The organism is Paenibacillus sp. IHB B 3415 (genome assembly GCF_000802655.2).
Taxonomy (GTDB): Bacteria; Bacillota; Bacilli; order Paenibacillales; family Paenibacillaceae; genus Paenibacillus_AQ; species Paenibacillus_AQ phytohabitans.
Window position 1 is genome coordinate 1 of sequence record NZ_JUEI01000050.1, and the last position, 22,968, is coordinate 22,968.

A 22,968-nucleotide genomic window follows, 5' to 3' on the forward strand; every position below is an offset into this window, starting at 1 on the left:
ATAACCGCTGGCTAGAACGTTATTCACCCGTTAGGGTGATTTTGTTCTGAATATATGAATGAACTGATTTGCTGGATGCCATAACTTATCGGCGGCAAAGCCGTTCCCGTTTTTTATTTTACATAAATATCCTTTCATAGTAAAATGAATGAACAGTCATTCATTTCGGGAGGAGATGGGAATCGTGAGTGATAACAGCAAGAGTGACAACGGCAAATTGCTGGAACGTAAATTTATTGAGGGCTTTGAGCAATTGGCTCCGGACAAGGCGATCCGTCAGATCATTTATCATGCTGTCGAGGTCTTCTCCAGGAAAGGCTATGCCGGGACGAAAATCAAGGATATCGCCGCCAGTGCAGGCTTCAGCCAGGGGTATGTCTATATGTATTTCAAATCCAAAGACGATATCTTCACCAGGATTGTTGAGCTGGCTTCGGACGGAGCCGGAATGTCGGTGCAATATGCAGCAGAGCTGGACGGAACCCCGATGGAGCGGATTACCTGGCTGACCGAGGCCTTCCTGTCCCAAGGCAGTATTGCCTTGCAGCACTTCCGGCTCATTCTGCTGCAGACGGCAACCTCGGAAGCTATTCCGGAGGAGGCTAAGCTTGTTGCGAAGGAGAAGATTATGAAGCCGTTCGAGCATCTCGTTCCCCTGATCATCGCCGGGCAGGAGGCAGGGGAAATTATTCCGGGTGATCCGGTTGAAATCGCAGTCGCCTATTTCTCATTCATCCAGGGACTTGGCATAGCGAGGGTACAGGCCACAGCTGCTGCCCCTTTTCCCTCAACAGAACTGGTTCTGCGCTTCATGAAAAGAGATCATTAGCCCATCCCATATCCGAAAAGGTGGAATTAGCCATGGTCAGGGTATTTAAAAGTGATGCCGGCAAAGAACAGGTTCTCCGTTCCTATAATGAGCTGCTCGGGGACTGGGGGACGGAGGTTCGGGAGCTGGATATCGAGACCCCGTACGGGACAACACATTGTATAACGGCGGGTGAGGCCGGTTTGCCGCCCCTGTTCCTGTTTCATGGGGTAGGCGATAATTCGGCGGTGATGTGGCTGCTGAATATACGGGAGCTGTCCCGGCATTTCTACTGCATTGCGGTGGATACGCTGGGAGGGCCGGGGAAGAGCCTGCCGGGTGCTAGGTTCAATAAGCAGAATTTTAATCAGGTAGATTGGATCAACAGCGTCGCGGATGGACTGAAGCTGGAACAGTTCTATGCAGCAGGTGTATCGAATGGAGCGTACATGGTCTACAATTATACGGTTAACGAGCCTGGAAGAGTCCTTAGGGCAGTCTGTATGGAAGGCGGGATGGTCACGGCTCCTTTAAAAAGCATGATCCAGACGCTGCTGATGATGTTCCCGGAAATAATGATACCTACGCGAGGCAACCTGCTCAAAGTAGCCCGGAAGCTCAGTTCGCCCGCCTCCGGATTGTTTGACAAACATCCTGAAGTCGGTGCGCATCTGGTGCTATTGATGAAAAACCATAATCAGCAGGCCATGTTTGCCCATAAGCTCCAGCGATATGACAAAGACAAAGCGGTTGCTGTCAGGGATAAATTATATTTTCTGCTGGGAGATTATAAGCTCGAGCATAAGAAAGAATTCGCAGGGATTCTTAAGGATGACGGGTTTCATTATGCGGTCATCCCGGAGGCCGGGCATGGCATTAATCATGAACAGCCGGAGCGGGTCAACCGGGAGCTGATAGGATTCCTGCTAGGACAGTGAATATGAGGCTGCTGTAATGCTTGTACGTCCCGGGGCGGAGGAAGAGGTGGACCCGGGGCCTGATGGCGGACTCCTGCCGCAGGCATATAATGAATATTCACGCAACTCTGACAAGAAGAGGATGATATTCATGTTACAGGCAGAAATGCTGCAGGACCCATATACCCATGATGAGCTGAAGCTGGAAGGAACAGGAGCAGTTAATCCGGAGAGCGGGCGTAAGTATCCGTTGAAGCAGGGTTTTCTCGCCTTCCTGGGAGAAGCGGATGCCGAGGGCAGCAACAAAAAGTACCTTGAGCTGTACAACCGGATAGCGCGTTTCTACCGGCTGTCCAACAAAGCTTATTTCGCTCTCAAATTCGGCGGGGAACGCAGCTACAGAGAGCAGTTCCTGTCTTCCCTTGAGCTGCATGGCGGTGACAGGGTACTAGAAACCTCGGTGGGCAGCGGCGATAATTTCCCCTATCTGGGTGTACAGGCAGAGCTGTACGGACTGGATATCTCCAGCGGAATGCTGAAGCAGGCGGTGCGCAATCTGCGTCGCTGGAAGCTTCAGGGACATCTGTTCCAGGGACAGGCGGAGAAGCTGCCTTTTAAGGACAACGTCTTCGATTGTGTCTACCATGTCGGCGGAATTAATTATTTCAGTGATCCGGGAGCTGCGGTGCTGGAGATGATCCGGGTGGCGAAGCCGGGCACGAGGCTGATGATTGCCGATGAGACAGAGAAGCTGGTTAAGGGAACGTACGGGAAGGTGCCGGTGGTTAAGGGGTATTTTCAGCAGGGGGAGGAGTTGCCGGGGGTTCTTGGACTCATTCCGCAGGATATGCTGGAGATCGATTATAAGGAAGTATGCAAAGGCCTGATGTACTGCATTACTTTCCGGAAGCCGTAGGCGGGGTGGGGATCGGGTACATTCCATATTAGCTCATTAGGGAGTTATTTATATGTCAGGAATGATTATCTTTGTTTGCCTACATACATAAGAACGATTACACTATTACTATGTGATTTGCAACTTAGGAGGGAAATTCGATGGCGATCTATACGCGTACGGGGGATAAAGGGGAAACCTCAGTCATCGGCGGCCGTGTGGGCAAGGACGATGTCCGCGTCGAGGCTTATGGCACCATAGACGAGCTGAACTGTTTCGTCGGCCAGGCACGGAGTCTGATGGAAGACGAGCGGTTTGCAGATGTCCGGGAGCAGCTGCTGGAGATCCAGCATGAGCTGTTTGACTGTGGTTCGGACCTGGCGTTCGTGAAGCTGAGCGAGAACAAATATAAGGTGAAAAGCGAGATGGCCGTACGTCTGGAAGGCTGGATCGATGTGCTGCAGGCGGAGAACCCGGTACTGGAGCGCTTCATTCTGCCCGGCGGAAGCCAGCTGTCCTCGGTCCTGCATATCTGCCGGACGGTCTGCCGCCGTGCGGAGCGCCGGGCTGTGACCCTGGGACGGAGTGCGGACATTAACCCGGAGGCTGTTGTCTATCTGAACAGACTCTCTGATTATTTCTTCGCGCTGGCCCGTGCTGCCAATACACGCCAGGAGGTTGCTGAGGTAGAGTATGTGCGCAGCAAAAAGGTGTTCCGGAACAAATGACCAGCTACTATCCGCCGATTACTTATAGGGTGCCGCCGTCTGAAGACGGCTGGCTGCTCAAAACCATCCTGCAGAAGCGGATGGATGTCTCCCGTAAGCTGTTGTCCCGTCTGAAGATGACAGACCTCGGGATTACGCTGAACGGAGAGCGTGTCTATATCAGCGTCAAGGTAAGCAGCGGAGATCAGGTACAGATCCGGATGGAAGAAGAGACGTCGGAGGATATTCTGCCGCAGGCGATTCCTTTTGAGATTCTATATGAAGACGGGCATCTGCTAGTCGTGAACAAAGCCGCGGGGATCATTGTCCATCCGACCAATGGCCATTACACGGAGACCCTCGCGAACGGAGTAGTCCATTATTGGGCGGAGAAGGGGGAGCGGGTCCGCTTTCGCCCGGTCCACCGCCTGGACCAGGAGACCTCCGGTGTACTGGTCATTGCCAAGAACCCGTACAGCCATCAGCATATCTCCGAGCAGATGATCGCCGGGACGGTGGACAAGCGGTATGCTGCTTTTGTGCACGGTGTTCCCGCTGTGCCCAGCGGCGACATCGACGGTCCGATCGACCGCGACCCGCTGGAGCCGCACCGGCGGATCGTGACGCCGGATGGTTATCCTTCCTTGACCCGGTACGAGGTCAAGGAGGTCTATCCACGCGCGGCTTCGCGCGTGGAGCTGAAGCTGGAGAGCGGGCGCACCCATCAAATCCGGGTGCATATGAGCTCGATCGGCTGCCCGCTGATCGGTGACGGCATGTACCGTCACCCTTTGTATGCCCGCGGGCAGGCGGCAGGCGGGCTCGTTCCGCTGGGCGGCGGAGAGCGGGAGGCCGGGCTGGTGCTGCCTGGCGGAGAGAGCAAAGAGGCGGAGCTGTCGCCCGTGGAAGCGGCGCAGCTGGCGGAGATCGCGGAGCTGGACGCGTCCATTCCGCGCCAGGCGCTGCATGCGGTGCGGCTGTCCTTCCGGCATCCGGTCACGCATGCCGATCTGGTCTTCGAAGCTCCGCTGCCGCCGGATATGGCGCTGCTGCAGGCGAAGCTGCGTGAGACTGCGGCCAGGGAATAACGGTCTCAGCTGGCAGCCGTTAGATGGAGGGGCCGCTTAGGATTCCGCAGGCCAATACAGCCAGGGGCCAGCTGAGATTGTGAAATAAGTGCGAGACTGCACTTATTCTTAGCTGTTTCTCCACTCTAATTCCAACAAGTGGAAAAAGTACAACTAATTTCAGAGGTTTGGCCGAAAAGTATCGAATGCGCTCAATTAAGTGTTGAAAATCCAACTAATTCCTATTAAGCTGCGAATTTATGCTAAATAAATGTACAATTTCCACTTAATTCCGAATCGCTCAGCACATAGCCCAGATGCCTTTAACGGAATAGGCGGCTAGAGTGGTGGTTAAACGTAGCAACGCAGGTGCACCAATGTTCCGGCCCATCCGGCCCACGAACGTGGCTGCGCCGGCAGCTCTAATAATCAGCGCACTGCAGCACTGCCGCTGCGCTTATAATAAAAGGAGAACCATATGAGTCAATTGAAGGTGTATCAATATCCGAAATGCAGCACCTGCCGCGCCGCAGTGAAGTGGCTCAAGGAGCAGGAGCATGAGCTGGACTTGCAGAATATTGCCGAGCAGCCGCCCACAGTGGAAGAGCTGCGCGTGCTGCTTAAGAACAGCGGACTGCCGCTGAAGAAGTTTTTTAATACGAGCGGTGAGGTCTACAAGGAACTTAATCTGAAGGACAAGCTGGCCGGTCTCAGTGAAGATGAGCAGCTTGAGCTGCTTGCCAGCCACGGGATGCTGATCAAGCGTCCGGTTGTCACTGACGGCTGGAAGGTTACAGTCGGCTACAAAGATGAGCAGTACGCTGAAGCCTGGAGCAACACCTAAAATTCGGTTCGATCCAGTTGATTAATGCAGCGTTCCATAAGATTTCCTTTTTTATTTCTTGTTTAAGCATTGCAGCAATACTGGATCCCATATCATGTTTATGTTTGGCTGCCCTTTCTTGTCCCCTTGCTTCGTTTGATCACCGAAGCATCAAAAAGCAGCAAGGGGAAGATAACGGCATACGTACGAAACCTCCAGAATCCCCCTTTAGAACCAGTCCTAATTCCATTCGGAAAGTTTCAGGATTGCTATTGCAATAGTCTCCAGTCCCCCTGTTTGAAGCCATATACATTTTTGAAATTCCTTCCACACTTTGCCGCGCTTATATTGGATATCTTCCTCCAGCCCAAAGAAATCCCATTCCTTGTTTATGGATTAAATTTTGATGCAAATTGTTTGTCTGCATATGAGCAATCCTGAATTTATTGCAAGGGTAATATGTATTTTGTGTTAATTTATCAAACAGAAATTAAATAGCATATAAACATGTTATATAACAATTTGGATTTATAGTTAAATCTCATACTATATAGATTGTACTTGAGATTTTAGAGTGAAGAATCAGTCGCCACTGCGGTGAATATTTGGACTTCCGGCCGCTGTTGTCTGCAGATTTCATGATTATACTGCTGTTCGCGGTGGAAATCCGCAGACTAAGGCGATCGCTATCGCTCCTTCAGTTCCAAAATCCCCCTTCGTCACTCCTTCCTCCTCCTCAATTTTCCAAGTTCAATCTATATAGTGTCAATGATATTGAATGAATGGGGCGAGGAAATGACAGTACGGCGATTATTACCAGTAACGGATACAGAAGAAGTCGGAATTGTTGAGTTTCTGCTAGGCAATGATCTGTATTGTACGTATGTGCAGCAAGTAAGGGAGGTTATTAATACTATTCCGGTTACTCCGGTTCCATTAGCACATCCTTACATGGAGGGTCTGATTCAGTTCCGTGGAGAAGCCATTGCAGTCATAGACCTGGCTAAATGTTTCGGGTATCCTTCTGCAAGGAGAACTGGACAGATACAGGGCAAATATATTATTGCTGAGATGAAGAATAATAAGGCTGCCGCGTTTCATGTCCATGAGGCATTGAGAATCAATCAGTTTAATCCGGCGAAGATGAATCAGACTCTTGAGGCCGTACAAGTGCAGCGCGGGTTTAGTCAGAGGATTGTGCAAGTCGAGGGGAAGCTGCTTGTTCTTCTGGACTTTGAAAAAGTGATAGAGACTATATCTGCTGACTAAGTGTTTGTAAAATATCAAACAAATGTTGAAATGTGTGGCATTTTGTCGAACGGTGTATATTGTTCGACATTTTTTGTATATAATCATGTTAATCTTAAAATTGCCAAATACAAACCAATAATGTATTTATAAGGTGGTAGTGAGTTGATTCGTGATTTGATTCTCAGTTTTTGCCTGTTGACGCTTTTTACGTTTTTTTTCGAGCACTTTATGATGAGGGTAAACATTAATCTGAGGGTTTTAACAGGCTACACTTGGAAAGTGGGGATATACCAGGGCCTTGTGGGCGTCATTCTAATATATGCTGTTAGTCATCCCTTTAATAATTGCCTGATTGCGGACCTGAGTACCATCCCCATACTCATTGCTGCTTCCATTGGCGGCCCATTCGCATCAGCATTGGCGGCTTTGTTAATTATCCTTCCCCGTCTTATTTATGAGCCATCCATAAAGATGATGATAGTGGGGATTATTGATGTGTCCATCATTTTTATTGTTTGCAATATAACCATCCGCTATATTCACTCCTTCTGGAAGCAGTGGATCATCTTAGTCACCGTGACCAATCTTCTGTTGATATTATTTTATAAGTTTATTGACAACTCACATTCTTTATCCACCAGTCTGCAATTTTTGGCCGTGTATGAGGCATCCGGGTTATTTATCGCGGCAAAGTTATTCTATATGTGCAATGCCCAGAGGCTGAAGCAACGGTTCGATGAGATGCAAAGCGATCTGTTAGAGATTCTTCATCTGCAGCCTGGATTAATCTATAAATTGACCAAAGAAAATGAAGAATTCAAATATAAAATCGCCGGAGGTGCCTTGTGTGTTGAACTGGGGATTTCCTCCAGTGAACTCATCGGCAAGACACTCGATAGACTGGATTTATTCCCTGAAGATCTAAGTATTTTTATGAAGATTCAAAAGGAAAAGGCCTGGGCCGGAGAACCGCAGACATTTGAAATATTATTTAAGGAGCATACGCTGCTTATCAATCTGAATCCAGTTTTCTATGATAACATCGTTGGCGCTATCATCGGCTCTGTTATAGATATTTCCCAGCGGACGGAATCAGAGAAGAAGCTTAAAGAGAGTGAGGAGTTATACCGTTCACTTGTGGAGAGCACCCAGGATTTCATAGTGTGGTTTGATGTGCAGGGACGAATTACATCTGTAAATAATAAAGTGGCCGAGACGCTTCGAATATCGCCTGAGAGCCTGATTGGGACAATGATAACAGAACAGATGCCAGCGGGTGAGCATGTTGAGCAATGGTTCTATTACTTCAGACAGGTCATCTCAAATGGAACGATGGAGAGATTTGAATACAGCTTTAGATCAGCCAGGAGAGAGCATCAGTATGATGTCACTTTGTCTCCGTTCTTTAACATGAAACAGGAAGTAATAGGGGTTATAACCACTGGGCATGATATTACCCATGTGAAGAAAAGCAGGGCGGCAGACGAAGCTAATAAGGCAAAAAGCGAGTTTCTTGCCCGCATGAGCCATGAAATACGTACCCCGCTTAGCGGAATCATAGGTCTCACGGAGCTTTTGACTAGACAGGAAATGTCTCCGGTGCAAAAAGATTATTTGAACAAAATTCTCTCCTCGTCCCATACCTTGCTTGGTATTATTAATGATGTTCTTGATCTCTCGAAGATTGAGGCCGGTAAAATTGAATTGCAAAAGGTTAATTTTAATCTGCATCAGCTGATGCAGGAATTATCGGATATTCTTGCCGTGCTTCTCGGATCGAAACAGCTAAAGTTCATTATTGATACATCGGCGGATATTCCGGAGATGCTCTATGGTGATTCTCTGCGCGTTGAACAAATTCTTATCAATATGATAAACAATGCCATTAAATTTACAGATAGGGGGCATATATACGTCAAGGTTGAACCCGTAAGATATGAAGAAGATAGTATTCATCTGGAATTCTCGGTAGAAGATACGGGCATCGGGCTCACCCGCGATCAGATCGATCATCTATTTGAACCCTTCATGCAGGTCAGACATTATTCCAGACAGATGAGTGGTGGAACCGGCCTGGGGCTTCCGATCTGCAAATACTTTGTCGAACTGATGGAAGGAGATATTGAAATCAGCAGCGAGCCGGGGCAGGGCAGTAAGTTTTCCTTTACCATTCCCTTTGAATATGCACGATCGGATGAATTGCTTCAGCGGGAGAAGCGAATGGAATTTTCGCAAACCAGAGTTCTTGTCATTGAGAACAATGCTGCGGTTAGAAACGGATTATGCTCTATGCTGGAATCAATGAACTTTGATGTTGCGGCATGTGAACAATCGGATCTTGTTTATTCTCGTCTGCCTGTTGAAGTGATTGTGGTCGATTTAAGTATGAATGAGCGGGAAGGAGTGAACGAATGGCTGCAGCTTCAGAAAATATATCATACACATCCCGTTCGCTATGTTGTTATTTCAACGGCAGGGGTACGTGACGGGATTTCGAAATTACCCGCGAGTCTGCAGCCGGACGCTCTAATTCTAATGCCCGTTAGCCGTAACGGCCTGTACCTGGCCATGTGCGCCTTGTTCAAGAATGAACCAGATTCATCGCATGAGATTAAGGGTAGCGGGAAGCTTTCCTTACCCGGGCTTCAGCGGAAAATTCTGCTAGCAGAAGATAACGAAATTAATCAGCTTGTTATCACAGAGCTTCTGACTTCATACGGCTTTGAGGTAACCGCAGCAAATGATGGCAGGGAGGCTCTAGCTTTACTGGAACATGGGGGATGGGATTTGCTTTTACTGGACATTCATATGCCTGAACTTAGTGGGGTTGAGGTGACGAAGAGGATACGGCAGAACCAAGAGTATGACCACCTGCCCGTCATAGCCCTGACTGCAAATACTGTAAAGGAAGAGCATGAAATGTATTACCGCATTGGGATGAACGGTGTATTGACCAAGCCGCTTCAGGTCGATGCACTAATCGCGTTACTGAACAGACGTGTCAAAGGAATAGATTATCAATTGCTTCTGCAAAGAGTTAGCGGAAAAGAAAATATTGTACGTTATATGTTCACTGTGTTTATTCGTGACTATAAGCTTTTTGCTGAACAACTGCGGGATGCCCTGAACAATGACGATTTAACTGGATATCATCGGATGCTTCATACCTTTAAGGGTGTGGCAGGGAATCTGTGTGCCGACCGGCTGCTGACAGCTGCAGTGAGGCTTGAACGGGAATTAGAGCAGGATGCTGATCTCCAGAATGGATTGGACAATTTGGAGGATGAGCTTCTGGGGATCATCTCTTCTATACAGCACTATTTAGATAATGCATATCCTGGTGACAGCAAGGATGTACTTGATCATGAGAGGGTTTTATTATGAAAGTAATACTTATTGAGGATGACATGATTATCGGCGATATGATAAAGATGTATCTTGCAGAAGAAGGCAATACAGTTTACAGAGTAGATACAGGAACCGGAGGACTTGCTCTTATTGAGGAAATGCAACCCGATCTTGTGATCATTGATTTAGTGCTGCCTGACTTAAACGGCATTGAGGTTTGCAGAGAGATTCGTAAAGAATCTGTGGTGCCCATCGTAATTATTTCTATGAATACCGAAGTCATGAGCCGTGTCGAAGCCTTAAACGCCGGGGCGGATGATTATTTATGCAAGCCCTTCAGCATGAAGGAGCTGTTAGCCAGAATGAATGCCATTTTACGGAGAGCGTATCAGAGATCAAATTATAAAGAGGCTGATGGAAGTCATTCAATTTCCAGACCGGAAGATAAAAGCATTGTTATTGAACATGAATACCGGTCCATTAAAGTTCAAGGGAAAATAGTAGAAACAACCTTTACCGAATTTGAAATTATGAAACTCCTTTATAACCATCCGGAGCGGGTGTTCTCGCGGGAGGAACTAATTATTTATCTGCGTGGAATCCATACATTAGTGAATGAACGCTCAATTGATGTGCATGTTATGAAGCTCAGGAATAAAATTGAACTGGATCCCAAAAATCCGAAATATATTAAAACAGTTTGGGGAATAGGCTATAAATTTTCGCTGAATAAATTCAATGAATATGAAGAAAAGACATAGATTCCTAATACTTTTACAAGAAATGTTTTAATACCTCTGCTCTATCATGAAAGGGAGATGTAAGTGATAGGAAGGGGATAGAACTGTGCGTAATCTAAAAGTAGCAACAAAACTGTTTCTGTTGATCGGAGTCTTTATTGTAGCCATGGTTGCACAATCTGCTCTTGGATATGTATCGTTGACGAAAATGGTTGATAATTCTAACGCGATGTATTTCGATCGGATGGTGCCGGAAGCAGATTTTCTAAATTACCGTACCGGCAACCGAGCGATGGAAAGCATTCTGTTCCAATCCATGCAGACTAGTACAAATCAAGAGGCGAAGGAATTAAAAATAAAATTCGATAGCCTAGTGAATGCGAATTCAAATATTCTGGATAGAATGCTTGTGAATGGGATCACCGAAGAGGAGAAAAAGCTTGTAAAAGATATTAAAACTGAATTTATTGTATACATCCGTTCCATGCAGGAAGCCTTTGCTTTGGGGGCTGTTAATCGCAATGTGGAAGCCTATGATTATTATAAAAATAATGTTGTACCCACAATGAATGTAATGCTTACTTTAGGTGACACATTGGAAAACAAACTTAAGGATAGTGCCGCTGCCATTAACACTTTGGTCCGCGAACAAGGGGAGCAAAGCATTCTGTTATCAAACATCCTGTCCATCGCTTTTTGTCTGCTCTGCACTGTTGTCGGAATTATCATCATAAGGATGATTGTAAAACCGGTGCAGGCTGTACAGAAGCTTATGAAAGAAGCGGAGAACAGAGATTTCACCGGAGAAGCAAGTTATCGTTCCAGAGATGAACTCGGGCAACTGACGTATTCTCTCAATACTATGCTCGAGGTATTAAGAAACCTGTTCGGGCAGATTACAGAGACTTCGCAGCAGGTTGCGGCGTTCTCTGTGCAGCTTACGGCAAATGCGGAACAGACCAGCACAGCCAGTGAAAATATTGCGGCAAACGTTCAAGAAGTAGCGGGAGGTGCAGATCAACAGGTTCATGCGGTTGAAGTAACGGCCAGAACAATGGAACATATGAAGGACAGTATTCAGCTTATTGAACGGAATGCTCAGAACATGTCTGAAACAGCCTCACAGACTTCAGATCTATCATTGGAGGGAAATGAAGCGGTCTATACAGCTGTGAGTCAAATGAGTTCAATCTATGCGGCGATTGAAGAGCTGAACAGCATTATTCATGGTTTAGAACAGCAGTCAGAAGAGATAGGTCAGATTGTAGACACTATATCAGGGATTTCAGCACAAACCAATTTGCTCGCGCTGAACGCAACAATCGAAGCGGCCAGGGCTGGAGAACATGGCCGGGGTTTTGCGGTTGTCGCGAATGAGGTCCGCAAGCTGGCTGAGCAATCAGCAGGATCGGCCCAAAAAATATCTGTCCTGATCAGTACGATTCAGTCGGAAACAGGCAAAGCTGTCCGATCCATGGAACGCACGTCTAAAGAGGTTGAGAGCGGGATCGAGATTGTGAATTCGGCAGGGCAAGCATTTGCACAGATTGAAGAGTCTGTGGATAACGTCGCCGCCCAGATCAGGGAAGTCACAAATGAAGTTCAGGATCTGGCTGCAGGAACAGAAATAGTGTTTCGTTCGGTGGAAGAGATCAATACTTCTGCCAAAACTTCTGCCTCCGGCACGCAGAATATTGCAGCAGCAACAGAAGAACAGCTAGCATCAATGGAAGAAATATCAGCATCCTCAGCTTCCTTAGCCCAAATGGCCGAGGATTTGTACGACAATTTAAACGGTTTCAAGATTTATAGGAATTAAGGTAAAGAATATGCTGATAATAATTCTGAAATTCATTGTATCCGCCGGTATTTGTATTTATCTTTTTTTAAGAGTAACTGCTTACAGGAAGTCATTTCGGAAACTTATCAGCAATGTCCCAAAAGCAGAGGAGCCTCTTTATCGGCAGCAGCTTGAGAAAGACTTACACCATGCGCTCGAAAATGAAGAATTTTTTCTCGTATATCAACCACAGGTCGATGTTCCCAGACAGAAAATTGTGGGCGCTGAAGCATTGCTACGTTGGGAGCATCCCACATTCGGAATGATCTCCCCCGAGATTTTCATTCCTATCCTTGAAGAGACGGGGCTCATCTGTCCGATTGGTGAATGGGTGCTCCTCTCTGCCTGCAGACAGTTGAACAAATGGGAGGAGCATTTAACGTCAGCAATTCGTATTTCAGTAAACCTGTCCGTCAGGCAACTGATGATGGATGATATTCCAAGCATCCTCTCTGGAATTATACGTGAAACCAGCGTAGATCCACACAGGCTGGAACTTGAAATTACAGAAAGCGGATTTCTGACCCATACGGAGAGCATGATTGCAGCCGTAGAAAGTATCAAAGCAACCGGTGTGAGTATCGCGATAGATGATTTTGGAAGCGGACAATCTTCTTTAAGTTATTTTAAGTATTTTCCAATAGATACACTCAAAGTTGACCGGATCTTCATTCGTGAAATGATAAGCAGCAATTGTGATCAGGCGATTGTATCCTCTTTAATCTTCCTGGCACACAATCTGGGTATGAAGGTCATAGCTGAAGGGGTGGAGCGAATGGAAGAACTAGAGCTTCTGTCTGATTATAAATGCGATGAGGTTCAAGGATTCCTGTACAGTAGGCCCTTAACAGTGAGAGACTTTGAAGATTTACTGGCGTCCGAAGGGATTTTTGACTATGATTTGGTGCTACAGTAGTTAATTCCGGCCGGGCCTCCCAATGATTGGAGCTGTGGGAATCTGGATGCACTCTTATAAGATTACTAGTTTTCTGATAGAATACTCCTAGAGGCGCAATGCAAATTGTATGCACAAGGAGAGGTTACACATGAGCGCAGTAACAGAAACTAAGGGCCGGGTAATGATCGTTGATGGAATGGCTCTGCTGTTCCGGGCTTTTTATGCTACCTCTTATGGAGGATATATCCGCAAGACCAGCGCCGGGCTTCCGACGAATGCGGTGTATGGATTTTTGCAGTATTTTTTCGACGCGGTGAGTACGTTTGAACCTTCACATGTGGTCTGCTGCTGGGATATGGGCAAAGGTACCTTCCGTACGGAGAAGTATGACGGCTACAAATCGAACCGGATTGACGCGCCGCTGGAGCTGATCCCGCAGTTTGATCTTGTGAAAGACGTGGTAGCTGAGCTGGGCGTGCCGAATATCGGTCTGGTTGGTTATGAGGCAGATGACTGCATCGGTACACTGGCTTCGTGCTACAGCGGGGAGTCGGAGGTCTATATTCTCACAGGTGACCACGATATGCTGCAACTGGTGAATGACAGCGTCAAGGTCGTGATTATGAAAAAAGGCCGCTCCAACTATAAAGTGTATGATCCGGCGGAACTCCTTGCTGAGCGTGGCCTCACCCCTGCACAGGTGATTGACCTGAAGGGCTTCATGGGCGACACCAGCGATAATTATCCCGGTGTTAAGGGCATCGGTGAGAAAACAGCCACCAAGCTGCTGACCGAATACGGCACCGTGGAAGGTGTCATTGAGAATCTGCATCTGCTGCCCAAAGGCGTGCGGGCCAAAATCGAGGCTGACCTCGATATGCTGCATCTCTCGCGAGAGCTGGCGGAAATCCGCTGCGATGTGCCTGTGGTCTGCGAACTGGCGGACTGCCTGTGGGCACTGCAGCGGGATACTGCGGCACGCAAGTTCAATGAGCTGGAGTTCGGCAGCCTGATGCATTTGATCGGCGGGATCGCCGAGGTCCGGGATGACCGGGGAATCGTACAGATTGAACTCGGAGATTTGGGCTAAGAAGAGCTTAGTTATAGGCTTAGGCAGGCCAGAGCCTCCTGAACAAGCAGAAGACCCCTCGCGAAAATCTCGCGTAGGGGTCTTTTTGTGTTCTCCCTAACAAATGAATACCATATGCCGGGCTCAGATTACAATTCCGTCGCAGTGATCGATCTCATGCTGAATGATCTGTGCAGCAAAGCCGGTGAAGCTCTGCTTCTGCGGCTTGAAATTATGGTCGCAGTACTCTACCTCAATGGATTCATATCTAGTAGTTTTGCGTACGCCTTCGTGGGACAGGCAGCCTTCCTCGGTTTCATACGGATGGGCACGTTTAGTAATGACCGGATTGATCATTGGAATATTCATCTGTCCGATGCTGAAGGCGATTATGCGCTTGTTGACACCGATCATGTCAGCCGCCATGCCGACACACCGGTCTGCGTTCGCCCGCAAGGTATCCAGAAGGTCATCTAACACTGGCAAATCCTCTTTAGTTGCCGGTGTGGACTTCTGGCTTAGAATCGTCATATCTTTACATATGGGTCTGATCATAGTATTCTCCATGTGTTTTATTTGGTTGCCACTGCCATAATATCATCTTTTGTATGGACAGTGAAATGAATCTTGCCGGAACAATAATGTAAAGCCGCCAGACACTTTCGGGTATTTGGTGGTTTTTTGCAGTGCATTGGGGTTCAGCGGGGGGGATATCGTGTATGGTGCGGAATTACAGATTTACTTTGCTTATTCGACAAGACTACTGTAGAATTAATAAGTATATAATGGTAAAAATTGGTAACAAAAAGGGAGCATGCGTATGAAACTGAAATATCTAGGACTCACCGCAATTGTGCTGTTTTTCACGCTGTCGTTCTCCAGAATTTTGCTGCCCGCTTCAGCTGCGGTAATAGACATGAATTTGGGTTCAGCGGCCACTTTCGGGCTACTCGCAAAGACGATGACAACGGTTGAGACTTCCGTTTCCGGAGATACGGGAGCTATTACTCAGACCGTAATTCCACATATAACGAATGGGAATAATTATTTAGATGATAGTGTTTATCATGCTGCTGACATTGATTTGGGAAATGCCATTGGGTATGCAAATTCACAGGTGCCCACTGTTAATGGAACGGCTGGAGCGGATCTGGGAGGCGAAATCCTACTGCCCGGTATATATAATTATCCAGGTGCAGTTAATATCAGTGCTGATGTAACTCTTAGCGGTGATGATATTTTTATCTTCCAAATTGCAGGGACATTGGATACAACAGCCGGTACGAAGATTCTATTAACAGACGGGGCACAAGCCTGTAATATCTATTGGGTGGTAAACGGGGCCACGACACTCGCGGCAAATACGGAGTTCAAAGGCAGTTTATTGAGTCAATCTTCAGCAACAACGGTTGGTATCAATACTATTATAAATGGCAGAATTCTGTCACAAGATGCAGTTACATTCACTGGCCCGGGCCCGTCTAACATTACCGTTCCAGCTTGTGTACAGGAGCCGCCTGTGGAACCACCGGTACAACCGCCTGTAGAAACAGATTCACCAGCGCCAATACCGGCCACAGCAACGCCAATACCGGCTACGGCAACGTCAGTACCAGCTACGGCAACGCCAGTACCAGCTACGGCAGTACCAATACCGGCCACGGCAACGCCAATACCGGCAACGTCAGTACCAGCTACGGCAACGCCAGTACCAGCTACGGCAACACCAATACCGGCTACGGCAACGCCAATACCGGCCATGGCAACACCAATACCGGCTACGGCAACGCCAATACCAGCAACAGTAACGCTAATGCCGGCCACGGCAGCACCAATGCAGGCTACAGCAACGCCAGGCGCCGCTGCTTCACCTGTCAATACTCCTGCTGCTTCATCTCCTGCGGAGCTGCCGGCAGTGCCTGCTTGGATTGTTGAAACGGAATGGGTTAAAGTAGGCTTACTTCCGGACGGGGATATGATTATTGATGCAAAGCTCCCTGATAATCAAGAAGAAACAGGAGTGTGGAATTTCGATCTGGGGGGGAAGTTATACAATATAGAAGGAACTGAAAGTGTCAATTATAGGATCGCTAAAGCACCGGTAGGGACTTATAATATTCTGGTGAGATTCACTTCCCATAACGGAACAGTGTTTAAGTTTGAGGCGGTTCCCGTATCTGTACCTACAGTCACCGGAGGCCAGCTTCCGGCTACCGCGACGCCGTGGTACAACTTGCTTCTCTCCGGATCTCTATTAACCATAATGGGAGGAGTAATCTTATGGAGGAGAAAGCTTCGTGAATAAACGGCACACTGAGCACAAAGTAAAAGCCGGAAAACAGATATACATTATCTCCCTGGGATCAATGATTCTGGGGATCTTGTCTATCTCTTGGGCCCTGATTCATATCCAGGCGCAAACCGTTCCCGTTGCTTATAATGAGAATACTGATCGAATCCCAATTCAGGCTGATCTGCGCAATAGTGTAAAGAGCAGCATCGCCGTTCCGGTAGAAGGAAGCGATTCCAGCAGCATACCGCCGCAGGAGGATATCCTTTATCCCATAAGGCCGCTTGAAGGCGATGTTATCGGAAAGCTGAAAATTCCGGCTTTACAGCAAATTCTTCCGATTATACACGGGACAGACGAGGATGAGCTGGAGGAGGGAATTGGACATTTCTCGGAAAGCGTCCTGCCGGGTGAGAATAACAATTCGGTTCTATCCGGACACCGGGATACTGTCTTTGCTAAATTAGGCGAACTGGAAATAGGAAACGAGCTTGTCGTTGATACATCAGCGGGTTCTTTCACCTATAAGATAAGTGCTATACGGATTGTTGATAAAGACGATAAAACGATTATTGTACCTACAGACCACGCTGTCCTAACCGTAAGTACCTGCTATCCCTTTCACTTTATCGGCGCGGCTCCCGACCGTTATATTCTCATCGCAGACCTGATCGCTGAAGTCCGTTCCCCCACAACATGAAGATCTTTCGGCGTACCCTTATCCTTTGACAGCTCGGTGTCAAGGGATTTTTTTGGAGGGAAAACGGGTCTGACCACCCAAAGCAGTGCTTTATCCTATGCGCCACTGCAGCGATGGATGGAAGGATTCTTAAGAAACGGTGCACGAGCCACTTAATTTAAAGATTGACGAACCAGCGGAAGCCTGACTATAATATTAATATAAGTGTTAAATGATTAACAAATATATTAACTTAAAGAGGAGCGTTAACTGAAATGGCAGAACGCATTGTACTGAACACTGACATCCGCAAAGGCACAATTAACCGCAACATCTACGGACATTTCGCTGAGCATCTGGGCCGCTGTATTTATGAAGGTATCTGGGTTGGCGAGGATTCACCGATTCCGAACACGAACGGTATCCGTAACGATGTGGTGGAAGCGCTTAAGGAAATGAAGATTCCCGTATTGCGCTGGCCGGGCGGCTGCTTCGCCGATGAATATCACTGGAAGGACGGCATTGGCCCAAGTGAAGAACGCAAGCGCATGATCAATACCCATTGGGGCGGTGCGGTTGAGAACAATCATTTTGGTACACATGAATTCATGCGGCTCTGCGCCATGCTGGAATGTGAGCCGTACATCAACGGCAATGTAGGGAGCGGAACGGTACAGGAGATGTCCGAGTGGGTTGAGTATCTGACCTTTAACGGTGTATCGCCGATGGCTGAGCTGCGCCAGAAGAATGGACAGGAAGAGGCCTGGAGTGTAGCTTACTTCGGCGTGGGCAATGAGAACTGGGGCTGCGGCGGCAATATGCGTCCTGAGTATTATGCTGACCTGTACCGCCAATATCAGACTTATGTGCGCAACTATGGGGATAACAAGATTCACCGGATCGCCTGCGGTGCGAACTCGGATGACTATAACTGGACCGAAGTACTGATGCGCGAAGCCACCCGCTTCATGGATTCGCTTACCCTGCATTACTACACCCTGCCGACTTCGGATTGGGCTAATAAAGGTGCGGCTACCGGCTATGGAACGGATGAATATTTCAACACATTGAAGAAGGCGCTGTTCATGGATGAGCTGGTTACCCGCCACAGTGTCATTATGGACAAATACGATCCGGACAAAAGAGTGGGCCTGATCGTTGATGAATGGGGCACCTGGTATGATGTGGAACCCGGTACGAACCCTGGATTCCTCTACCAGCAGAACACGATCCGTGATGCGCTGGTTGCCGGTCTGACCCTGAATATCTTCCACAAGCACAGCGACCGTGTACGGATGGCGAACATTGCCCAGACCGTAAACGTGCTGCAGGCTGTAATTCTGACCGAAGGCGAGAAAATGCTTCTGACTCCAACCTATCATGTATTTAATATGTATAAAGTACATCAGGATGCGGAGCTGCTGGATCTGACGATCGACAGCCCGGTTTACAGCTATGAGGGCGTGGAGATTCCTGAAGTATCTGCTTCAGCTTCCGTAACAGCAGAGGGCGTCATTCACGTCAGCCTGTGCAACCTGAATCACGCTGCACCGGCAGTATTGCCGCTGGAGCTGCGCGGACTGGCTGGACAGTCAGCAGCCGTAAGCGGCACTACACTTGCGGGGTCTTCCATCGATGCCCACAATACCTTCGAGCAGCCGGAAGCGGTAGTACCGCAGCCGTTCACCGCCTTCCAGCTTGAAGGCGACACGCTTACGGTTGAACTGCCGCCAATGTCGGTGACAGTACTGGCAATTACTCCGGGAGCTTAACGAGAAGGAGCACAGCATGACTACAACCTCAGCGTGCAAGGGATGCCGGGAAGATTACAAGGTGACGGAAGCGCAGATTGCCCGGATTCTCGCCTCCTCCATGTTCAATCCGGATAATACAGCCCCGGACGAAGTCTATGCCGAGCGGGTTGCCCTATGCGGAGCTTGTCCCAAGCTGCAGGATGGCGTAACCTGCATTGCCTGCGGCTGTATTATACCGGTTGTGGCCCGGCTGAAGGCACGCGGATGTCCGCTGCCGGGCGGCGGCCTGTGGCAGCCGGTGACTGATTAAACTGCAAAGCTGCCCTGCAATACACCCGTAACCACAACAGCGGCAGCGGGAGACCTGAGCTTAAGGTCTCCCAGCGGGAGACCTGAGCTTAAGGTCTCCCGCTGCCGCTGTTTGCTGTCCAGTCCTGGTCATTCCGTCCGGCTGGCACTTGCCGAAGCTTCAACAGCATCCGTATAAAAGAGCTCAAAGACCAGATCCTCGTTGTAGTTGCCAAACCCCTTGCCGAATAAGGTAAGGCCGCCGATATGCTCCGCATCCTCTTCCACTGAGACCTTGAACGTCCACTGCTTATCACGGATACCGACCTGCTCCAGCGTAACCTCTGACAGCTTCTGACCGTCCATGAACGTGCCCGCCGGAGTAATCCGCAGCTGCTTAAGCAGTCCATACTGGTTGGTGAGTGCAGGCCACCAGGCAGGAGTGTATTTGCCCGGGCTGTCCCCGTAGTCGCCGGGGCTGGTCCAGAAGCCGAGCCGCTGCCCGTTCAGTGTGAAGGTGATGTCGGAGGGCCAGTTATTATTGATGGACGGGGCTTCGGAGGCAATCTCCATCGTGATGACCAGCTCCTCAGGCTTCTGGCTGGACAGCAGGAAGTTCGGGATTTTATATTCCACGAATCCTTTGCCGAACCACAGGATGCCTGCATTCACCCGCTCCTGATCCCAGAAATACCGCGGATCGTCAAAGTTGCCGATTACCCGCTCGGTTGTAGATAATCCGCAGGTCGGTTCAATCTGGAAATCAGAGTAGTGGCCCACGGGAATTTCCTTACGGTAGCCTCTGCGCTGTGTTCTGGCTTGTCCGGGGAAAATAATCTCAGCACTCTCGGCGGCCAGTGTACAAATCTTCTGCAGTCCGCTGCGTCCGGGAGCCATGTGGCTGCGGATCAGCCCGGCAGCTTCCAGCTTGCGCACATGCATCGTCATAATGGCACTGCTGAGCTTCAGCGCCCCGGCCAGTTCCTTGACGTTCATCGGCTGTTCGGACAGGAGCCGCAGCATCTGCAGGCGCACAGCGCTGGATAACGCTTCGTACACGGGTAAAGATTGTTCGGTTAGATCAAGTTTCATGCGCTGCCTCCACGTTCAGGTTATATAGTTAATAATTATATTACTCAAATGATATTCTTACAAGCAAATGAACGCTGCCTTACAAGCAAATGAATACTGCGCCTCGCAGCCGCTCCAATTTTATCACAGACATGCAGAGCCTGTTCCGCTATGATGTAGGATGGATTAGCGATGTAACAAGGTGCTCTTGCCGGATCAGGCAAGGGATAACAGGGAATCGGGTGCAAGTCCCGAGCGGTCCCGCCACTGTAAGGAAGAGCTGAACTTCAAGATGTCACTTGGGGAGAACCCCGGGGAAGACGAAGGATAAAGCGCCCGTATTCCAAGCCAGGAGACCTACCTTGATTACGCACACCACGACTCTACGCGGATAGGAGCGGTGTACGGATAGGTTAATGAGATGAAGCGATGTGCCTGCAGGACCGGAGGGAATCTTGAAGATCAAGATCAGAGCCGGTTCAATGTTATGCAGACACAGCGTTGAGCGGCCCATGCGGAGCGACCGGGTGCAGAACCCCTTGTTGGCGCACGGCAGTGCTCTCTATCGAATCATACCTGCGTACATACACTCCCACCCTGAAGGGCGGGAGTTTTTTGGTTTGCTATATTTAAGAAACTTGGAGGCTGACAAATGAAGAAACGCGGATTTTGGAGTTTTGCGGCGCTGATTGCCGGATTTACAGTGTACTTTATGCTGAATGAACCGGGAACGGCCCAGGCTATGCACATTATGGAAGGGTTTCTGCCGGTAGGCTGGGCCGTGTTCTGGTGGGTGGCGTTCTTACCGTTCTTTGTGCTCGGGATTATCAGGCTTAGATCGATGACCAAGGAGAATCCGGAGCTGAAGCTGCTGCTCGGTCTGGCAGGGGCGTTCACGTTCGTTCTATCGGCGCTCAAAATGCCTTCCGTTACCGGAAGCAGCTCTCATCCTACGGGTACAGGGCTTGGTGCTGTAATGCTGGGGCCGCTGCCGATGGGCGTGATCGGCTCGATTGTGCTGTTGTTTCAGGCGCTGCTTCTGGCGCACGGGGGAATCACTACGCTGGGGGCGAATGCGTTCTCGATGGCGGTCGCGGGGCCTTTTGCCGGATATGCAGTCTATAAGCTGATGATGAAGCTGCCGGACCGCGAGAAGCTGGCCTTATTCTGTGCGGCGGCGGTTGCCGATCTGATGACTTATGTAGTGACTTCCTTTCAGCTTGCGGTGGCTTTTCCGGCTGCGGATGGCGGAGTCCTGGCCTCTTTTCTCAAATTCGGGGGGATCTTTGCCGTAACTCAGATTCCGCTGGCCATCAGCGAAGGGCTGCTGACCGTATTATTGTGGAACTGGCTGAAATCGTACAGTCCAAATGAAATGTCGCTCCTGAAACGCAAGGTCAAAGGGGGAAATGCATAATGAGCAATAAATGGAAAAATGGGTTGATGCTGCTGGCCGTTGTCCTGTTGTGTGTGCTGCCGTTACTGTTCGTGGAAGGGGAATTCGGCGGGGCCGATGATGCTGCCGAGGGTGTGATCACGGAGATTAACCCCGAATATGAACCCTGGTTCAAGCCGCTGACCGAGCTTCCGGGTGAGACGGAGAGTATGCTGTTCGCATTACAGGCGGCGATTGGCGCCGGGGTGATCGGATATTCACTGGGGCTGCTGAAAGGGAAACAAGGCCAGGCGAAGCAGAACAGCATCAGCAAGTGATCAGACGAATTGATGTCCTTTCTTATAATAATGCCTTGAGGCAGCTGTCTCCCATGTGGAAAAGCTCGTTCGCGGCACTGATGTTCCTGCTCTCCTATACAGTGCATCCGGTGCTGCAGCTTGTGATTACGCTGTGGATGATGTCCTGGTGCATCCTGCATGCCAAAATTCCCTATCGCGCCTATGGGCTGCTGTTTGGTACGGCGCTGCTGTTTTATTGCCTTAGTGTCCCGGCGCTGCTCGTGGAATTCGGCCACCCCGCTGCCGGGGAAGCTGGCGTATTCCGGATTTCGGGGCAGCCTCTTCCGGTGTATATCACAGCAGCTGGACTAGAGCGGGCCGCTGAATTGCTGGTTAGGGTCTCGGCCTGCACGAGCTGCTTCTTCTTCCTGATGTTCACCACACCGTTCAGTGAGCTGCTGCAAGTGCTCCGCAGGCTGCGTATGCCGCAGATTGTGCTGGAGCTGATGCTGATCATGTACCGCTTCCTGTTCCTGCTGAATGATGCAGCGCACGGGCTGATGCTGGCCCGGAGACTGCGCGGCGGCCGCAGAGGGTACAAGGCCAGGCTGCGGGAGACTGCGGCCATGGCCGCGGCCCTCTTCGGCAATACGATGCACCGTTATTACGGATTGTCGCAGGGGCTGCTGACCCGCGGGTTCACGGGGGAGATCATTCTGCCGCCGTATACCGCGCGGCCTGTGCCGCGGCGTTATGCGGTCCGGGCGTATGCCGGGATCGCTGTGCTGGCGCTGGCGCAGCTTTGGCTGTGGCTGAGGGGTTGAATTTAAGATTTTAGTGCAAGAAATC

At 49.3% G+C, this 22,968-nt stretch carries 21 protein-coding genes and 1 riboswitch; of the genes, 19 read left to right on the top strand and 2 right to left on the bottom strand.

Translation table 11 applies throughout. The annotated features are described in order from the left end of the window. The first annotated feature begins 184 nt into the window (after window positions 1-184). The 12 genes from QW71_RS21090 to QW71_RS21145 all read left to right on the top strand — a co-directional run bounded on the left by QW71_RS21090 (window position 185) and on the right by QW71_RS21145 (window position 14,384). Window positions 185-829, top strand: coding sequence for a TetR/AcrR family transcriptional regulator (locus tag QW71_RS21090; RefSeq protein ID WP_052770116.1), 645 nt, complete (start codon window positions 185-187; stop codon window positions 827-829). A 32-nt stretch (window positions 830-861) separates the two neighbouring features. Beyond that, complete coding sequence (locus tag QW71_RS21095; RefSeq protein WP_039303244.1) at window positions 862-1,746, top strand: alpha/beta fold hydrolase; 885 nt, start codon at window positions 862-864, stop codon at window positions 1,744-1,746. Between the two features lie 16 nt (window positions 1,747-1,762). Continuing rightward, the gene (locus tag QW71_RS21100; RefSeq protein WP_052770117.1) at window positions 1,763-2,641 is read left to right on the top strand and encodes a class I SAM-dependent methyltransferase; all 879 of its coding nucleotides are present in this window, start codon (window positions 1,763-1,765) and stop codon (window positions 2,639-2,641) included. Window positions 2,642-2,781: 140 nt separating this feature from the next. After that, window positions 2,782-3,348 (top strand): cob(I)yrinic acid a,c-diamide adenosyltransferase, encoded by a 567-nt coding sequence (locus QW71_RS21105; RefSeq protein ID WP_039303246.1) that lies wholly within the window; start codon window positions 2,782-2,784, stop codon window positions 3,346-3,348. Beyond that, complete coding sequence (locus QW71_RS21110) at window positions 3,345-4,415, top strand: RluA family pseudouridine synthase (protein ID WP_039303249.1); 1,071 nt, start codon at window positions 3,345-3,347, stop codon at window positions 4,413-4,415. The genes QW71_RS21105 and QW71_RS21110 overlap by 4 nt, the downstream gene beginning before the upstream one ends. A gap of 457 nt (window positions 4,416-4,872) precedes the next feature. Continuing rightward, window positions 4,873-5,238 (top strand): arsenate reductase family protein, encoded by a 366-nt coding sequence (locus QW71_RS21115; protein WP_039303251.1) that lies wholly within the window; start codon window positions 4,873-4,875, stop codon window positions 5,236-5,238. Between the two features lie 774 nt (window positions 5,239-6,012). Beyond that, complete coding sequence (locus QW71_RS21120; RefSeq protein WP_039303254.1) at window positions 6,013-6,486, top strand: chemotaxis protein CheW; 474 nt, start codon at window positions 6,013-6,015, stop codon at window positions 6,484-6,486. Between the two features lie 144 nt (window positions 6,487-6,630). Continuing rightward, window positions 6,631-9,852: a PAS domain-containing hybrid sensor histidine kinase/response regulator gene (locus QW71_RS38145; RefSeq protein ID WP_052770118.1), complete on the top strand. Its 3,222-nt coding sequence runs from the start codon at window positions 6,631-6,633 to the stop codon at window positions 9,850-9,852. Then, the gene (locus QW71_RS21130; protein WP_039303257.1) at window positions 9,849-10,577 is read left to right on the top strand and encodes a response regulator transcription factor; all 729 of its coding nucleotides are present in this window, start codon (window positions 9,849-9,851) and stop codon (window positions 10,575-10,577) included. The genes QW71_RS38145 and QW71_RS21130 overlap by 4 nt, the downstream gene beginning before the upstream one ends. 85 nt (window positions 10,578-10,662) lie before the next feature. Next, a complete protein-coding gene (locus QW71_RS21135) occupies window positions 10,663-12,375 on the top strand; it encodes a methyl-accepting chemotaxis protein (protein WP_052770119.1) in 1,713 nt (570 codons plus the stop codon). Window positions 12,376-12,385: 10 nt separating this feature from the next. Beyond that, the gene (locus QW71_RS21140; RefSeq protein WP_052770120.1) at window positions 12,386-13,312 is read left to right on the top strand and encodes a bifunctional diguanylate cyclase/phosphodiesterase; all 927 of its coding nucleotides are present in this window, start codon (window positions 12,386-12,388) and stop codon (window positions 13,310-13,312) included. Window positions 13,313-13,442: 130 nt separating this feature from the next. Continuing rightward, on the top strand, window positions 13,443-14,384 hold the full coding sequence (locus QW71_RS21145) for a 5'-3' exonuclease H3TH domain-containing protein (protein WP_047013895.1): 942 nt from the start codon (window positions 13,443-13,445) through the stop codon (window positions 14,382-14,384). Window positions 14,385-14,507: 123 nt separating this feature from the next. On the opposite strand, the gene QW71_RS21150 is transcribed toward QW71_RS21145, so the two are convergent. Next, a complete protein-coding gene (locus QW71_RS21150) occupies window positions 14,508-14,918 on the bottom strand; it encodes a peptide deformylase (RefSeq protein WP_039303260.1) in 411 nt (136 codons plus the stop codon). Between the two features lie 265 nt (window positions 14,919-15,183). Here QW71_RS21150 and QW71_RS39100 point away from each other — a divergent pair, with 265 nt between their 5' ends. The 4 genes from QW71_RS39100 to QW71_RS21175 all read left to right on the top strand — a co-directional run bounded on the left by QW71_RS39100 (window position 15,184) and on the right by QW71_RS21175 (window position 19,396). Continuing rightward, on the top strand, window positions 15,184-16,668 hold the full coding sequence (locus QW71_RS39100; protein ID WP_160311829.1) for an ice-binding family protein: 1,485 nt from the start codon (window positions 15,184-15,186) through the stop codon (window positions 16,666-16,668). Then, complete coding sequence (locus QW71_RS21165) at window positions 16,661-17,353, top strand: class D sortase (protein ID WP_039303266.1); 693 nt, start codon at window positions 16,661-16,663, stop codon at window positions 17,351-17,353. The genes QW71_RS39100 and QW71_RS21165 overlap by 8 nt, the downstream gene beginning before the upstream one ends. A 254-nt stretch (window positions 17,354-17,607) precedes the next feature. Next, window positions 17,608-19,104: an alpha-N-arabinofuranosidase gene (locus tag QW71_RS21170; RefSeq protein WP_039303269.1), complete on the top strand. Its 1,497-nt coding sequence runs from the start codon at window positions 17,608-17,610 to the stop codon at window positions 19,102-19,104. Between the two features lie 16 nt (window positions 19,105-19,120). After that, complete coding sequence (locus QW71_RS21175) at window positions 19,121-19,396, top strand: DUF6171 family protein (RefSeq protein WP_039303270.1); 276 nt, start codon at window positions 19,121-19,123, stop codon at window positions 19,394-19,396. 128 nt (window positions 19,397-19,524) lie between these two features. Here the strand turns inward: QW71_RS21175 and QW71_RS21180 are convergent, their stop codons facing one another. After that, complete coding sequence (locus QW71_RS21180; protein WP_039303273.1) at window positions 19,525-20,466, bottom strand: transcriptional regulator; 942 nt, start codon at window positions 20,464-20,466, stop codon at window positions 19,525-19,527. 162 nt (window positions 20,467-20,628) lie between these two features. Beyond that, a riboswitch (cobalamin riboswitch) is annotated at window positions 20,629-20,825 on the top strand. Window positions 20,826-21,097: 272 nt separating this feature from the next. Between QW71_RS21180 and QW71_RS21190 the strand changes: the two genes are divergently transcribed. Genes QW71_RS21190 through cbiQ form a run of 3 tightly spaced genes read left to right on the top strand, consistent with a single transcriptional unit; the run spans window position 21,098 to window position 22,943 of the window. After that, window positions 21,098-21,862 (top strand): energy-coupling factor ABC transporter permease, encoded by a 765-nt coding sequence (locus tag QW71_RS21190; protein ID WP_039303279.1) that lies wholly within the window; start codon window positions 21,098-21,100, stop codon window positions 21,860-21,862. Beyond that, window positions 21,862-22,158 carry an energy-coupling factor ABC transporter substrate-binding protein gene (locus QW71_RS21195; protein WP_039303282.1) on the top strand — a complete coding sequence of 99 codons (297 nt, stop codon included), beginning with the start codon at window positions 21,862-21,864 and terminating at the stop codon, window positions 22,156-22,158. The genes QW71_RS21190 and QW71_RS21195 overlap by 1 nt, the downstream gene beginning before the upstream one ends. Continuing rightward, a complete protein-coding gene (gene cbiQ, locus QW71_RS21200; protein WP_039303285.1) occupies window positions 22,155-22,943 on the top strand; it encodes a cobalt ECF transporter T component CbiQ in 789 nt (262 codons plus the stop codon). Before QW71_RS21195 ends, cbiQ begins: the two co-directional genes overlap by 4 nt. Window positions 22,944-22,968 lie beyond the last annotated feature (25 nt).

Coding starts and splice junctions, on each gene's coding strand:
- QW71_RS21095 (WP_039303244.1), top strand. CDS start 862: ATGGTCAGGGTATTTAAAAGTGATGCCGGCAAAGAACAGGTTCTCCGT.
- QW71_RS21100 (WP_052770117.1), top strand. CDS start 1,763: ATGCTTGTACGTCCCGGGGCGGAGGAAGAGGTGGACCCGGGGCCTGAT.
- QW71_RS21105 (WP_039303246.1), top strand. CDS start 2,782: ATGGCGATCTATACGCGTACGGGGGATAAAGGGGAAACCTCAGTCATC.
- QW71_RS21110 (WP_039303249.1), top strand. CDS start 3,345: ATGACCAGCTACTATCCGCCGATTACTTATAGGGTGCCGCCGTCTGAA.
- QW71_RS21115 (WP_039303251.1), top strand. CDS start 4,873: ATGAGTCAATTGAAGGTGTATCAATATCCGAAATGCAGCACCTGCCGC.
- QW71_RS21120 (WP_039303254.1), top strand. CDS start 6,013: ATGACAGTACGGCGATTATTACCAGTAACGGATACAGAAGAAGTCGGA.
- QW71_RS21130 (WP_039303257.1), top strand. CDS start 9,849: ATGAAAGTAATACTTATTGAGGATGACATGATTATCGGCGATATGATA.
- QW71_RS21140 (WP_052770120.1), top strand. CDS start 12,386: ATGCTGATAATAATTCTGAAATTCATTGTATCCGCCGGTATTTGTATT.
- QW71_RS21145 (WP_047013895.1), top strand. CDS start 13,443: ATGAGCGCAGTAACAGAAACTAAGGGCCGGGTAATGATCGTTGATGGA.
- QW71_RS21150 (WP_039303260.1), bottom strand. CDS start 14,918: ATGATCAGACCCATATGTAAAGATATGACGATTCTAAGCCAGAAGTCC.
- QW71_RS39100 (WP_160311829.1), top strand. CDS start 15,184: ATGAAACTGAAATATCTAGGACTCACCGCAATTGTGCTGTTTTTCACG.
- QW71_RS21170 (WP_039303269.1), top strand. CDS start 17,608: ATGGCAGAACGCATTGTACTGAACACTGACATCCGCAAAGGCACAATT.
- QW71_RS21175 (WP_039303270.1), top strand. CDS start 19,121: ATGACTACAACCTCAGCGTGCAAGGGATGCCGGGAAGATTACAAGGTG.
- QW71_RS21180 (WP_039303273.1), bottom strand. CDS start 20,466: ATGAAACTTGATCTAACCGAACAATCTTTACCCGTGTACGAAGCGTTA.
- QW71_RS21190 (WP_039303279.1), top strand. CDS start 21,098: ATGAAGAAACGCGGATTTTGGAGTTTTGCGGCGCTGATTGCCGGATTT.
- QW71_RS21195 (WP_039303282.1), top strand. CDS start 21,862: ATGAGCAATAAATGGAAAAATGGGTTGATGCTGCTGGCCGTTGTCCTG.